Consider the following 13,717-nt stretch of genomic DNA (forward strand, 5'->3'; position numbering starts at 1 on the left):
GATCGGAATGAGAACTGGAGAATGGCAATACGGAGCGGGGCGGCGCGCGCCGGCGCTCGACGATAGGGACCTGGAAGCGCTCGTCGACCAAATGAAGGCGATGGTGCCGCATTATACGCCGGAGTGGCGATTTTCACCCGACGATCCCGATGCGGGAACGGCGCTGTTCTTTCTTGCGGCGCAAATGCTCGGGGATAACGTTAAACGGCTCAACCAAGCGCCGCTTAATAACTTCATCGCGTTCCTTGAGATGCTCCGCGTGAAACTGCAACCCGCGCGTCCCGCACGGGCTAACGTCACGTTCCTATTGAACGAAGGCGTCAACGAACCCGTCTACGTTCCCGGAGGAACGGCGCTTACGGCGTCTCCGGACGACGGAGGGGAGGACTTGCCTTTCGAGACGGAAGGTGCGCTGCTCGTCACCCCGGCGAAATTGACGGAGCTTGTGAACGTGCATCCGGAACGGGACGCGATCGTGCATGCCGCTTCCGAATACGAGACCGCGCTCGCAGCCGGTACGCTTGGCGAGCTGAATCTGTACGGAACGGAAGGCGCGAACATGCAGGAGCACGCGTTCTATCTTCGGCACGACGAGCTGTTCTGCATGGATCGTCCGGCGGTCGTTACGCTTAAATTACATCATGCCGATAAGCAATATTTGGAGAACGATATCGCGGCAATTCTAGCTCGCGAGAGCGCGTTAGAGTGGTCGTATTCCGGCAACGAAGGCGAATGGATCCCGTTCGAGCGGGCGACGTCGTCGGGAACCGAAGTGAAGTTGTGGAAAAAGTCGTCGGGCGCCGTCCAGATGACGAACGTGAACGGACTTGAAGGGCGCTGGATTCGCTGTCGGCTGAGACCCGAGCTCGACGCCGCGACGAAGCTGGACGTATTGCTCGGGATGCCCCCGATGGACCGCGTGCTGATGCATTCCGCGCACGATCGGAAGGCGGACCCGGGGGGCATTAAGCCGACCGATCTATATTACAACGACATGGAATTGGAGAAGTCCGGGTACTATCCGTTCGGCGAGCACTTCATGCCGTACTCCGTGTTCTACGTCGGCTGTGCCGAGGCGTTCACGAAGCGGGGCAGCAGGCTTACGCTGTCTTTCCGCGCGAAGAGCGTGCCGAACGAATTAAGGATGGGGCCCGATCCGGAAATCCGTTGGCGGATGGTCATGAGGAAGACGGACTTCGATAAGAAGCCGCCGCAGCGGTTATTCATTCGCAAAGCGATCTGGGAATATTGGAACGGCGACAATTGGATGAAGCTGCCCGAAAGCAGCCGGCACGAAGAACTGTTCGCGGATATTCCCGAGGAGGGTTCCGGGTACGAGCTGGAATTTCCATGCCCCTCGGATATGGCAACGACGTTCGTGAACGGACGGGAAGACCGCTGGCTGCGGGTGCGCGTACTGCAAACCGATCCGGTGACGGAACCTCTCGTCGAATATATGAGCCCGTTCTTCGAAGAGACGAGTTTCACCTATCGCTATGACGGCGACGTGCGATTACAGCCGTCGGACGCCTATGCGTTCAACAATGCGCAATGGCGGGAGGTGAGCGCTCCCGTGCGTCAGGGCGGTCAGACGTTCAAGCCGTTCGAACCGATCCCATGCCCGGCTCCGGCCGTCTACTTCGGTTTCGATTCTCCGCCGGCGAAGGGTCCGATACGGATGTATTTTACGATGGGGCGCAGACAACCGCCGGAAGGCGATCCGCCGCACGTGGAGTGGGAAGCCTACGTCCGTTCCGCGGGCGGGCAATGGACATGGGAGACGTTGCGAACGTCCGACGGAACGAGAGGCTTCACCGATTCGGGCGAGCTGCAGTTCGTCGGCCCGCCTAACATGGCCATCGCGTCGCTGTTCGGACTCGAACGCGTCTGGCTGCGGGCGGTAAACCGGGACGGCCGATACGGAGATCCCGGGGCGCCGCTGCCAGGCGTGGCGGCGATCCGTCGCAATACCGTCACGGCGGTGCAGCAGCTGTCGATAAGGCAAGAATATCCGGAGCAGCAAGGCAACGGTTACGTGCTGTCCAGCACCCCCGTTATCGGACAGGAGATATGGGTAGACGAGACCGGCTGCATGGACGAGCACGAGCTCGTTCGAATGAACGAAGAGCAGCCTGGTCGTTGCGAGGTGTATCGGGACAGCGACGGACAAATTCAGCGGTTATGGGTGCTTTGGCAAGAAGCGCAGACGCTCGCGGGCTCAGGAACGCGCGATCGGCATTATACCGTCGACGCGGCTTCGGGCGTCATTACGTTCGGCGACGGCGTACGGGGAATGGCCCCTCCGCTTGAAGGCGGAGACAAAGTACGGGCGAATTACCGCGTTACCGAAGGAGCTCGCGGCAACGTCGAAGCAGGCGAGATTAACGGCATCATGGGCGCGATCGCGTTCGTGGAGCGCGTGATCAACGCATCGGCGGCAACCGGAGGGAGCAATGCGGAGCCTTTGGAACGCGCGCTGGTCAGAGGTCCGCAAGCGCTTAAACATCGGGGGCGGGTATTGTCTGCCGCGGACGCGGAATGGATCGTCAGAGAGCTGGAGCCCGGGATCGATAAGGTGAGGTGCTTGACGAACCGCGACGCTAAGCTGAACTATCGTCCGGGTTCGATTGCCGTCGTCGCGTTGCCGCCGGGCGGAGCGGAAGGAGCGAACCGATTCGCCTCCGCTAGAAGACGACTGGAGCGGGAACTTCTCTCGCTGGTGCCGAACGTATTGACCGCGGGAGGACGCCTGCACGTTATGGCGCCGGCATTCCTGGAGGTATCCGTCATCGCGACGATATCGGCCAACGCGCCGGAGGAGATCATCCCTGTCGAAGCGGCTTGCGCCGATCGACTGGACCGTTATCTAGACACGAACGCCGGTCAGCTGGACGGACAGGGGTGGGACATCGGGGAGACGACTCACCTGTCGGCGTTCTACGGATTGCTCCAATCCGTGCCTGGCGTTCGCAAAGTCGAAAAGCTGCATTTGAGCGTCGTCCGGATCGAGAACGGGATTCGAAAAGAGATCGTACCGGACGATATGCGCGCGGTGCTGCACGGCATCATTACCGGAGGCAAGCACCGCATTACCGTCGTACTAGGTTCATAATAACGAACGATTGCAGATAGAAGGAGGGATACGAGATGCTGCCGAGGCTACCGCTGGACGACCGAACGTTCGAGAGTATGGTGAAGGACGCACGCAGAGGCATTCCGCAACAACTGCCGGAATGGACGGACGAGAACGCCCACGATCCAGGCGTCACGATGCTCGAGCTATTCGCTTGGCTTAGCGAAATGCAGCAGTATTACCTCAGCAGGGTGCCTGAACGCAACGTCCGCAAGTTCCTCGATCTGCTCGGCGTCGCTCCTAGCGCAGCGATTCCGGCCGAAGTAGACGCGACGTTCGGCAACGTGCGGGAAGCGGTGTTCGTTCCCGGAGGTTCGAAGCTCCAGGCGGAGGACCAGGCTTTCGAAACGGCGGAGTCCGTCTGGCTGCTTCCGCTCGAGATCGAACGGATCGTGACGCGTACGGAGAGGGAAGCGAGCGACATGAGCGCCTTCAACGCGGACGGCAACGTGGCGTTCTACGCCTTCGGACGTAACGCGCGGGCAGGCAGCAAGCTATACATCGCGTTCGACAGAGCGCCGCCTCAAGGCGAGAGCGTCTCGGTCCGATTTCGGCTGAATGACGGGGAACCGCCCGAAGATCTTCCGAAGGTGACTCCTTCCGCTCGGGTCGTCTGGAAATATTACGGCATCGGGGAGAACGGAGAGCAAGCGTGGATACCGCTGGAGCTTGCGAGCGACGATACGCTGCAACTGACGTACAGCGGGTCGATCACATTCGCTCTCCATGCGCCGATGGAGCCGGTCGTCGTCCATCCTGCGGGCGATCGGCCGCGTTATTGGATTTGTTGCTCGCTGGAAGAGCCCGGCTATGAACGTCCTCCGCGTATCGAGCGAATTTTGCTGCATACGGTGAAGGCGAGACAGCAGAACACCCTCGCCGAGTATTCGTTGCATGACGGGACGGGGCAGCCCGGCTTTAGAATCGCATTGGAGAGGTTCCTCGCTTATTACGGCGAAGTTCGCGTTCAAGTCCGCGAATCGGACGGGCGATGGAGAGAATGGCGAGAGATTACGAGCTTCGCAGATAGCGGGCCGAATGACCGCGCTTATGTGGTCGAGAGGGGCGATCCGCAGCGCGGCAGCGTTACGGTGCGGTTCGGCGAAGGGACGAAGGGCGCGCTCGTACCGGCAGGCGCGGGCAACGTCAGAGTCGTCTGCTCCTCCTGGAAGTTCGCCGCCGCGCGAACGGTGGGCAGAAGCGGGGGACTGCCCCGGATGAAGATGGCTTTGCCGCCGCTGGGCGGTCCGTTGCTAGGCGAGCTGCTGATTCAGGTGGCCGTTCCCGATCCGAACGGAGAGACGGCCCCGTTGTTCGAGGACTGGACGATGGTGGACCAATTCGACCGATCGGGCCCGCTCGACAAACATTTCGTCCTCGATTCCGACACGATGGAAATCCGGTTCGGAGACGACGAGAACGGAGCGATTCCGGACCGTTCGTCCGCGGATAACGTCTTTATCCTCGCCTGCGTGACAGGCGGCGGAAGCCGAGGGAACATTAAGCCGAACCTGCTCACCCGATTCGCTCAACCCGAGCAGGAACGACTCGGCCTGACCGTGACGAACGCGGGCTATGGCGCCGGCGGCGCGGAACCGGAGACGCTGCAAGCCGCGACGCGAAGAGCGAGCGAGCAATGGCTGACTCCTTACGCCGCCGTGACGAACGAGGATTACGCGCGAATCGCTTGCGAGACGCCGGGTTTGCGGATCGCGAGAGCGCATGTGATACCGCAATACGCGCCGGGACGCGGATATTCGCCCGGGGCGGTTACCGTTGTCGTCGTACCCGAGGGACTAGGTACCGCGCCGAAACCGAGCAAGGGCTTCCTGGATACCGTTGCCAGGCATCTCGACGATCGGCGTCTCATTACGACGGAAGTACATGTCATCGGACCGGAGTACGTGCAAGTAACCGTTCATGCCACCGTCGTCGTCGAGCCTCATTATATGGAAGAGGCGCATCGGATCGTCACGGCGCTCAACTTGCTCTTGTCGCCGGTTGACGGTCCGGGCGCCGTGCAGGGATGGCCGTTCGGGCGAACGGTGCAGAAGGGCGACGTCTACAGCGCGATTAGCCGCTTGACCGGCGTTGCGTACGCACAGGATTTATGGCTGGACGCGGAGGGACAAAGCGCGAGCAAGAATGCCGCGGGGGACATCGTTCTTCCGCCGAACGGCATCGTCGTATCCGGAATGCATCAAATTCAATTGGTCAGCCGCACGCAAATCTAATATCGAGAGCAGCCTCGCGGGAAAGGAGGTACCGGGATGACGGACGAAGTTAAGTTTTATTCGCTTAGCCGATCGGAGCATTGGAGAAAACGGGGCGTCGGACGGAATTTGGACGACTCGGACGGCGTATCGCTTCGTTCGGACGCCAAATACGGCGTAACCGGAACGATTCATCTTGCCGAGCTGGACGGCGTCGGTACGATCTCGGACTTCGCCGTCCAATCGATAGGCCGCTGGATCCTGCTTGACGAACAGGGCGACTTATGGACTTACGATAAGGGAAGCAGACATCACGAGCGACTATTCGTGCCCGGACACGGACTGTTCGGCGCTTCCGCATTGTTGGCCGTGTCAGGCGATACGTTATTCGTCGCCGATCGGTCGGGCGCGGCGACGTTGTCGGCGATCGATCTGGCGAACGGGCAATTGAGATGGAGTCGCGCGGGCGGATTCGTCGACGACGTTACGATCGACCCGCTTGCGATCGCGGCGGATGAACGCGGCGTGTACGTCCTTACGCCGCAAGAGCCGGAAGAGGAACGAATACGCTCGCCGGAAGGCACCGTTAAGCTGGCGATCGTTCGGCTCTCGTTATCCGGCAACGTGGAATCGATCGTGTCGGACGAACGGTTCGTTTCTTCTGATTTATCCGGGCGGAGCGGCAGCTACTATCTCGCCGCATCGCCGGGAGGAGGCATATACGCGCTGGATTCGCGGGGGCAGGCGTTATTCGTATTCGATCCGGGAGGAAGCCTGACGAACCGGCTTATGCTTCCGGCGCTCCCGCTCGCCGGTCTCGGCGTCGATTCCGACAATCGGATCTACATCGGCGATACAAGGGCGATGGAGGAAGTCGGCGAGGACGACCGGTTCCTGTTGCAGTTCGGACAAGAAGGCGACCTGCAGGGAAGGGTGGCCGGCTTCCGGGGCAAAACCGACGGTTTGCTCATCGACTCGCACGATCGCATCTACGTTCGAAGCCGAGAGAACGGCACGATTACGGTGCTGGAGCTGCAAGCGATGACAAGAGGCTGGGAAGACGCCGGAGCACCGGAAGGCTTATGGCTCTCCAAGGCGTTCGACAGCGGCCAAACGGAGACGATCTGGCATAAGTTCACTCTAGACGCCGGTATACCGGACGGCACGCAAATCCGCGTCTCCTATTTCAGTTCCGATTCGGAATGGGTGACGGCGAACGGGGGCGCCTGGAAGGTTGACGAGTGGATCGCCAGAGAGGACTTGTCCTTGAAGGAACGGGCGGAAGGCCTCAAGACTTATTGGTCCGCACCGGTGATCAATCCCGTGGACGCCTTGTTCTTCGGCGCCAGCGGACGATATCTATGGCTGAAGCTCGAATGGATCGGCAGCGAACGCCGAACGCCGAAGCTGGACCGGCTTCGCGTCTATTATCCGAGAGAGACGTTCCTATCCTATTTGCCGGCCGTCTATCAGGAAGAGGAAGACAGTCGGGATTTCCTGGAGCGGTTCCTGGCTTTGTACGGTACGCTCTTCGATAGCGTCGAGAACGCGATCGATCAGATGTCCCGAAGCTTCGACCGGGAGCTTATATCCGGAAGCCGGTTAAGATGGCTAGCTTCATGGATCGGCATCGACAGCGACGAGCATTGGTCGGACGAGTGGGTAAGGAAGCTGCTTCGGGCAGCGCCCGACTTGTACCGGTACCGCGGAACGAGAAGAGGAATCGAGCTTCTCGTCGAGACGATAACGGGCACGACTCCGGTCATCGTGGAGCCTTTCCAATTCCAACGAATGCGGGACAACGCCGAGCTCAGGCAATTGACGGAGAGGCTGTACACCGACGATCCCCACACGTTCACGCTGCTGCTGCATCCCGGTCAAGCGAGATCCGACAAGGAACGAGTGCTGCTCAGAGGACTCGTGGAGGAGCATAAACCGGCATATACGGAAGTGAGAATCGTCTGGATTCAACCTTGGGTGTTTCTGGATTTACATACGTACCTCGGCATCAATACCGTGCTTGCGGAACCTTCGTTGTTCACGATTCACGCGGACAGAAGCATGCCTAACGATACGCTGATCGTCGACATGGATATGGATGGCAGACTCGACGCGCATTTGCGGCTAGGCATCGATTCGGAGTTGGAGTGACGGTCCGGGACAGCGCGGACTTCTAGCACAACCGTACAGGATCCGGCCGAACGCCGCGGAAGGCGATAGGCGGACAAGCCGATGAGGGTGAGCTAGATCGAGCCCGACGAAGATTTTATTTATCGAGGGTGAGCTAGATCGAGCCCGACGAAGATTTTATTTATCGAGGGTGAGCTAGATCGAGCCCGACGAAGATTTTATTTATCGAGGGTGAGTTAGATCGAACCCGACGAAGATTTTATTTATCGAGGGTGAGTTAGATCGAGCCCGACGAAGATTTTATTTATCGAGGAGGAGATCAGGTGAAAAAAGCGAGAATGTACCCGTTCGAGAGAAACCGCTATTTCTATGGGAAGCTTCTGACGGTGCGGGATTTCGAGTCGGAGCAAAAGTATTTCAACGACAAGCGAAGGCTGCTCAATCGTCTCTTGTTCGGCAGCGGAGTCGTGGCAGGGATGCAAGTGATCGGCGTCGACGATAAGACGATTACGGTGGAAATGGGCGTCGCGATCGATTATATCGGCCGCGAAATCGTCATTCCCGCGCCGGTTACGCTGAAGCTGTCGATGATCGACGGATTCACGAACAACGAATACAAGAAGAACGTCTACCTCTACGTCGCCTACGACGAGAAGGGTCGGGAGCCGGTCCATTCGGTGGGCAACTCTTCCGTCCGCGCCGAAGAAGTCAGCGAATATAACCGTTATCTCGAAAGCTTCCGCCTTTTCATTAAGGAAGAAGCGCCGGCGCCGATGTCGCTCGAGCACACGGCGCTAACGGAAGAAGTAACGACTTTGTATTACGATTCCCAAGTGCGTATTACGCAACGGATGCCGAAATACGTCAATCCCGGAGACGTCATCGACGTAACCATCATCATCGAGAAGACGTTGCAAGCTCCGAGGGTAAAGTTGTCGTTCCCCTATGAGACGGAAGGTCTTAGACCGGTAGGCAAGGAAGAAGCCCAAGTGAGATTCGAGGACCCGGGCGACGGTCAAGAGACCGAATATCGGTACAGCTACAGTCTGAAAGCGGCGGAGAACCCGGGAACGGCCGCCAAGCTGTCGGTTCAGGGCGATGCAATCGAACTGTATCTCGGAGACAACCGCATTCCGATCGACGTGTCGGTTAAGCAGTCGGTCGACATTATCGAGCAGCCGGTCATCAGCCGGGTGCTGCAAGATTGGCACGAGCGTTCGCTCGACCAAGCCGCGGACGGCTATGCGGATCAACACGTCTGCTTGGCGAGGATCGGGCTGTTGCAACTCGGACCGACGTACATGATCGAGAAAGTGGAGCGGGTGCCGTTCGGCGAATACATTCCGAACGCGGCGCTGCTGCAGAAACTGACGCTCGCGGACGCGTCGAATTCCTTGCACAAGTTTTACGCCGAATCGGAAGCGTACGATCTGACTTACGGAAGCCAGCCGGAGCTGGACGTCGCCTACCATCCGGACCGCAATACGTTCAGCTTCAAGATGGGCATTCCGAAGCCGCAGACGATCAAAGACGAGATGGCGACGGGCACGATCGAGGTACCTCTTGACGTGAACGCCAAGCCTGGCATGCGCTTCTTCTTCAGCGGCAAGAAGAACTTCGTTACCGATGCGATCGAACACGGACTCGGAGAGGGGCAAGTAACGGTCATCGTCGGTTTGGAAGAGCCTCCGATCGAAGGAGCGGTCGTTCAGCCGGGTAAATCCCGGAAGATGTACTACGGCTCGTCGGAAGTATTCAAGGGAACGGAGTTCGAAGCCGAGCTTCCGAATGTCGTATTCGGTGCAGTCGTCGATCCGGACCGCGGCACGTTCCGCATCGGCATGAAGCTGAAGGAACCGACCGAGGCCGCGTCTTTGCGCGTTCGCTGGTGGGCGTTCAAGAAGCTGGACGACGACCTTGCGAAATTGCCAGCGGATGCGCTCGAGGCATTGGAAGCCAGTCTAGGCGAGGCGGCGGCGAGCCAGGAATAAGGCTTAGATACAAACAAGGTTGAGCGGCAGGAATCGTGGCCGCTCAACCTTGTTATCTTGGCATCATTGTTCGAGGAGTTCCAATCGTCGTCTTGCTTTCTGCTGCTTCGAGATGCGAGCAGCGTTCGTCTCCCTAGCTCGCTGCAATTGTTCCTGCTCTTTACCCGGGTGTTCGGAGAATGCGCCTGCGTCTTCACGGTCGCCCTGCTCGGAATCGCGTTCATCGTTAGCCGGACTTTCGCCTGTTGCAAGCTCTTCGTCGATAGACGGGGCGTTCAGCTCCGCTAATACGCTGTCCTTCTTATCGTCCCGTTGCTTCGTTTCCTTGTCGGCTTCGCCCGGAATCGCAAGATCGTATCCGAACAACGACGTCAGCTCGGCAATCGACGGCAACGCGCTGCTGGACTCTAGTCCCCCGTAACCCCCTTGCGAATCATGCTCTTGAGAATAGGGGGACATATACTTTTCATAATCCGGCGTCCTCGCGGGCTCGATAGCTGCGGTTAGTTTCGGTAGCGCATCGATGGCAAGATCGTCCATCGGATGGGTCTCGACTTCGGTATCAACCGGCGGCTGCGATTCGGATTCGGAGGCGGCAGGCGACTCGGTTTCCTCCGCGTCTTCGAAATCCAATAAGGCGAGGGCAGCGGCAATCGCCATGGCGCCGGCGTCAAGCTTCGAGTCTTGCTCCTTCTGCTCCTTAGGGGGCTGCGCTTCATCCTGCAGCATCCGCATCGTTGCTTCGTTGCCTACGGATTTCTGCATGCCGATGATCGGATGCTCGTCCTCGGCCGTACGCATTCTTCTTTTTCGCCTCAATAGAGCCGCAAGCTTCGAGGACATGACGGGGGATCGGGCTTTAGACATGGTAACCGTCTCCAGTACAACAGGATAGCCAGATCGTAATCAGGCTCGATCGCGAATCCGTTCGTTAATCCGCGTAGAAGCCTACGACTGGCTGGTTGTTTCCTCCGCCGGATTGCATCGAAGCTTGTTTGTTCGCTTTTTGTTGCTTCACGACTTCGGAGGGGGTGAGATTGCTGTTCTCGTCGAGTCCGTCTGCCGAATCGCGTAATTCTTCAAGAACGTCATCCCGTTTGCCATGCATGGCGCGCATTTGCTGCTCGGCGGTTTCGGGACTATGATCGGCATATCCTAGAAGCTCGAGCGCGGACGCTTGCATGTTCTCGCCTCTGCCCTTTCCGTTGAATTCGACGCCGAGTTTCTCCATAGATACGTTATTTCGTTCGAGCTGTTGAACCGTCTGCACCATTTGCTTCGAGCCGGGAAAGTAATGACCGCTCGTATCCGAGAGGAGCTCGACTTGTCCGTCCCGTACTTGCATCTCGCCCGCTCCGGCGACGGCTTCTCCCGCGTTGAAGGAGGAGTGGTGAAACCGTTCCTGCGTATCCCTGCCCTCCGCCATGGCCTGTGCGCCGCGCGATCTCGTCTCTCTCACCGCGTCCGCAGAATGGAATTGCCCCTCGCCGTCCATCGTGAAAATGTGTCGGTCGGCCTTGCTTCCGTGGGCAGGCGCTTGAAGCGCTCCGATCGTATTCAAGGCTTCGCCGCTGGAGGCGTTGGTCATGAGGCCCTGCTCATTGAAGCCGCGGGCGTAGTCTTTACGCTGTTCTTCGTTCTTCATATAATGAGTCGTGGACTGCATCGGCGCGAATGCTACCCCTCGGCGCTGAACTTGCGTGTCGAATTGTTCCATCCCGGGGTTCATCGGCTTCATCTCGAAGCCGTTCTCGTTCACATAGGGAGCCGTCGGCTTCGGCTTCGGCGCGGATGCAGCCGTATCGCGCGAGGCATTGCCGCCGAGCATACTCCTTGTTGGAGCGGTATACGCGTCTTGAGAATTGCCGGAGGACGCGGAACCGCCGCCGGAGGCTTGTTCCTCGCTGGCAGGAACTCCAGTGTACATCGTATAGGTTGAAGGCACTGAACCGCCGCCTGAAGCTTCTTCCGATTCTGCCGCTTGTTCTTCGATTTCGTCGTAGACGTTATTGTACGGCGCTACATCATCGGAAGAAACATCCGTATACACGCCGTAACCAGAGGGCTGGGAACCGCCGCCCGAAGCTTCTTCCGATTTCGCCGCTTGTTCTTCGATTTCGTCGTAGACGTTATTGTACGCCGGTTCATCCTCCGCGGAAGAAACTTCCGCATACGTGCCGTAGCCTAGAGGCTGGGAGCCGCCCGAAGCTTCTTCCGATTCTTCCTCGACTTCATCGTACACGTTGTTGTACGCCGGTGTCTCGGGTGCGGGCATAGCGGTATAAGGGATCGATCCCGATGACCCGCCGGACGTATGGGTTTCCTCGTATCCGAGCGTCTCCGGCGGATTGTCCGCCATCGTCTGAAGCGTCGCCTGATTGCCGATGGCTCGTTGCATGCCGATAATCGGTTGCGCTGGTCCGGATCCGGAAGGCTTTACCTTCCCGCCGCCGCCCCACGTGGACGGCGACTTGGACGAAATTGCGTTGGAACGGCCTCTACCCATGGTAATCGTCTCCAATTTTAACAAGTTAGTTACATCGTATTACGGTTCGACACTTTACGCAATAGGGTCGCCGGAATCCGACATCACAAATTGACGGTAAGATCGGCGGGAGGGAGCCAACGATGAAATTCATTACGGCTTCAAGTTGCGAGCCGGGCGGCAGGAAAACGAACGAGGATTACTGCCATTTCGTTCAAACGGAGCGCTTCGGTTGCTGGGTCGTTGCCGATGGGCTCGGCGGCCACGAAGGAGGAGAGTTCGCGTCTTTAATCGCCGGTTCCCGAATCGTCGAAGCGGCCGCGCGTAAGTCCATCCATTCGGAAGGGGTTTTGCGCTATTACGTTCAAGAAGCGCAAGAGGCATTGCATGCTAGGCAGAAACAAGAATTGAGGCTCGCCGCCATGCGGACGACGGTCGTCGTGTTGGCCGCGGATCAGAAGACGGCTTCATGGGCGCATATCGGGGATTCTCGCTTGTATCATTTTCGAGGCGGCACGATATGGAATGAAACCCTGGATCATAGCGTATGCCAAAGCCTCGTCAACTTAGGGGCGATTACGCGGGAACAAATCCGCCGGCATCCCGAGCGGCGAAGATTGCTGCGCGTTCTTGGCGCGGAAGGGGCAGCCCGTCCCGACGTTAGGGCGAACGTCCCGATCGCTCCAGGGGATCGGTTCTTGCTGTGCACGGACGGCCTATGGGGATACGTAACGGAGCAAGAGATGGAGACGGACCTCGCGAAATCCGACACGCCGCAGGATTGGATTCGGCACATGGAGCGACGACTGCAACAGAGGGCTAAGGCGGGACATGACAACTACACGTCGCTTGCGATTTTCGTGCAACCTTAATCTCCCAAGATCCGAATTTTCATAGAATTGAAGATGCCGATAACTTCTTAAGGAGACGCTATCATGAGACATCGGCTCGATTATTTAGACCATCTTAGAACCGCCCTCACGGTTCTAGTTCTTGTATTCCACACTTCAATCGCATACGGGGGAGCGGGTTCATGGATTCTCGAGGACGTCGATAAAAGCGAACTGAATGCGACGATCATCCTCTTTACGATTTTCACGGCGGTTTGCCAAGCCTTTTTCATGGGCCTTTTCTTCTTCTTGACAGCCTACTTCATCCCGGCTTCGTACGATCGCAAGGGCGCGGCGAAGTTGAGTATGTCTGGAGCTTCAAGCGAACGTTCTTCGGTCCGGCTTGGTTTCTGGAGGCTTCGATCTACTTCACGCTGTTCTATGCGCTTTATCGACTGATCGCCGGCAAAGTCTCCCGCCAACCGAAACTCCTCCCGTTTCCGTCCGGAGCCCGTTTGCGGCTCGTCTACCCGACGGGCGAAGGACCGCTCGATCTGCAACTCGGCTATTTTCCTTCTTACATCGCGCTATTCGTCGCAGGGATTATCGCTTCGAAGGCGGAGTAAATCTCCAAGCGTTGAGTTATGCGCTTTGGGAGCCTCTGGTCTGCATCGGCATCGTCATTGCGCTGCTTGCTTGGTTTCAACGCCAGTTCAATTCGACCGGTCGATTCGGCAAGTGGATGTCTAACCATGCTTATACCGTCTATCTCATTCATCCGCCCGCCATCGTCGGCTGGACGGTATTTTTTCGCGGAGTCGGACTCCCGCCGTTCGTCAAGTGGGTGATCGTGTCGGTTTTAAGCGTCTGCGTTTGTTTCGCGGCCGCGAGCTTGATTCGCGCTATACCGGGCGCTAAGCGCGTGTTGTGATGGA

Annotated in this window: 9 protein-coding genes; 7 read left to right on the plus strand and 2 right to left on the minus strand. The window is 58.3% G+C overall.

Going from position 1 to position 13,717, the window contains the following annotated elements; genetic code table 11:
* Window positions 1-7 precede the first annotated feature (7 nt).
* The 4 genes from COHPA_RS0121380 to COHPA_RS0121395 all read left to right on the plus strand — a co-directional run bounded on the left by COHPA_RS0121380 (window position 8) and on the right by COHPA_RS0121395 (window position 9,467).
* Window positions 8-3,112 (plus strand): baseplate J/gp47 family protein, encoded by a 3,105-nt coding sequence (locus COHPA_RS0121380; protein WP_027088188.1) that lies wholly within the window; start codon window positions 8-10, stop codon window positions 3,110-3,112.
* A gap of 35 nt (window positions 3,113-3,147) precedes the next feature.
* On the plus strand, window positions 3,148-5,367 hold the full coding sequence (locus COHPA_RS0121385) for a putative baseplate assembly protein (RefSeq protein ID WP_027088189.1): 2,220 nt from the start codon (window positions 3,148-3,150) through the stop codon (window positions 5,365-5,367).
* 36 nt (window positions 5,368-5,403) lie between these two features.
* Window positions 5,404-7,497 (plus strand): phage tail protein, encoded by a 2,094-nt coding sequence (locus tag COHPA_RS0121390; protein ID WP_027088190.1) that lies wholly within the window; start codon window positions 5,404-5,406, stop codon window positions 7,495-7,497.
* Window positions 7,498-7,799: 302 nt separating this feature from the next.
* On the plus strand, window positions 7,800-9,467 hold the full coding sequence (locus COHPA_RS0121395) for a hypothetical protein (protein WP_027088191.1): 1,668 nt from the start codon (window positions 7,800-7,802) through the stop codon (window positions 9,465-9,467).
* A gap of 63 nt (window positions 9,468-9,530) precedes the next feature.
* On the opposite strand, the gene COHPA_RS0121400 is transcribed toward COHPA_RS0121395, so the two are convergent.
* Window positions 9,531-10,334: a hypothetical protein gene (locus COHPA_RS0121400; protein WP_156926719.1), complete on the minus strand. Its 804-nt coding sequence runs from the start codon at window positions 10,332-10,334 to the stop codon at window positions 9,531-9,533.
* 64 nt (window positions 10,335-10,398) lie between these two features.
* A complete protein-coding gene (locus tag COHPA_RS0121405) occupies window positions 10,399-11,973 on the minus strand; it encodes a hypothetical protein (protein WP_027088193.1) in 1,575 nt (524 codons plus the stop codon).
* Window positions 11,974-12,095: 122 nt separating this feature from the next.
* On the opposite strand from COHPA_RS0121405, the gene COHPA_RS0121410 reads away from it, so the two are divergent.
* The 3 genes from COHPA_RS0121410 to COHPA_RS25895 all read left to right on the plus strand — a co-directional run bounded on the left by COHPA_RS0121410 (window position 12,096) and on the right by COHPA_RS25895 (window position 13,713).
* On the plus strand, window positions 12,096-12,824 hold the full coding sequence (locus COHPA_RS0121410; protein ID WP_027088194.1) for a PP2C family protein-serine/threonine phosphatase: 729 nt from the start codon (window positions 12,096-12,098) through the stop codon (window positions 12,822-12,824).
* A 233-nt stretch (window positions 12,825-13,057) separates the two neighbouring features.
* On the plus strand, window positions 13,058-13,408 hold the full coding sequence (locus tag COHPA_RS25890; protein WP_027088195.1) for a hypothetical protein: 351 nt from the start codon (window positions 13,058-13,060) through the stop codon (window positions 13,406-13,408).
* Between the two features lie 11 nt (window positions 13,409-13,419).
* Entirely contained in the window at window positions 13,420-13,713 is a 294-nt protein-coding gene (locus tag COHPA_RS25895) for an acyltransferase family protein (RefSeq protein ID WP_027088196.1), read from the plus strand.
* Window positions 13,714-13,717: the final 4 nt, after the last annotated feature.

The organism is Cohnella panacarvi Gsoil 349 (assembly GCF_000515335.1).
In the GTDB taxonomy this organism is placed as follows: domain Bacteria; phylum Bacillota; class Bacilli; order Paenibacillales; family Paenibacillaceae; genus Cohnella; species Cohnella panacarvi.

Coding starts and splice junctions, on each gene's coding strand:
- COHPA_RS0121400 (WP_156926719.1), bottom strand. CDS start 10,334: ATGTCTAAAGCCCGATCCCCCGTCATGTCCTCGAAGCTTGCGGCTCTA.
- COHPA_RS0121390 (WP_027088190.1), top strand. CDS start 5,404: ATGACGGACGAAGTTAAGTTTTATTCGCTTAGCCGATCGGAGCATTGG.
- COHPA_RS0121405 (WP_027088193.1), bottom strand. CDS start 11,973: ATGGGTAGAGGCCGTTCCAACGCAATTTCGTCCAAGTCGCCGTCCACG.
- COHPA_RS0121410 (WP_027088194.1), top strand. CDS start 12,096: ATGAAATTCATTACGGCTTCAAGTTGCGAGCCGGGCGGCAGGAAAACG.
- COHPA_RS0121380 (WP_027088188.1), top strand. CDS start 8: ATGAGAACTGGAGAATGGCAATACGGAGCGGGGCGGCGCGCGCCGGCG.
- COHPA_RS0121385 (WP_027088189.1), top strand. CDS start 3,148: ATGCTGCCGAGGCTACCGCTGGACGACCGAACGTTCGAGAGTATGGTG.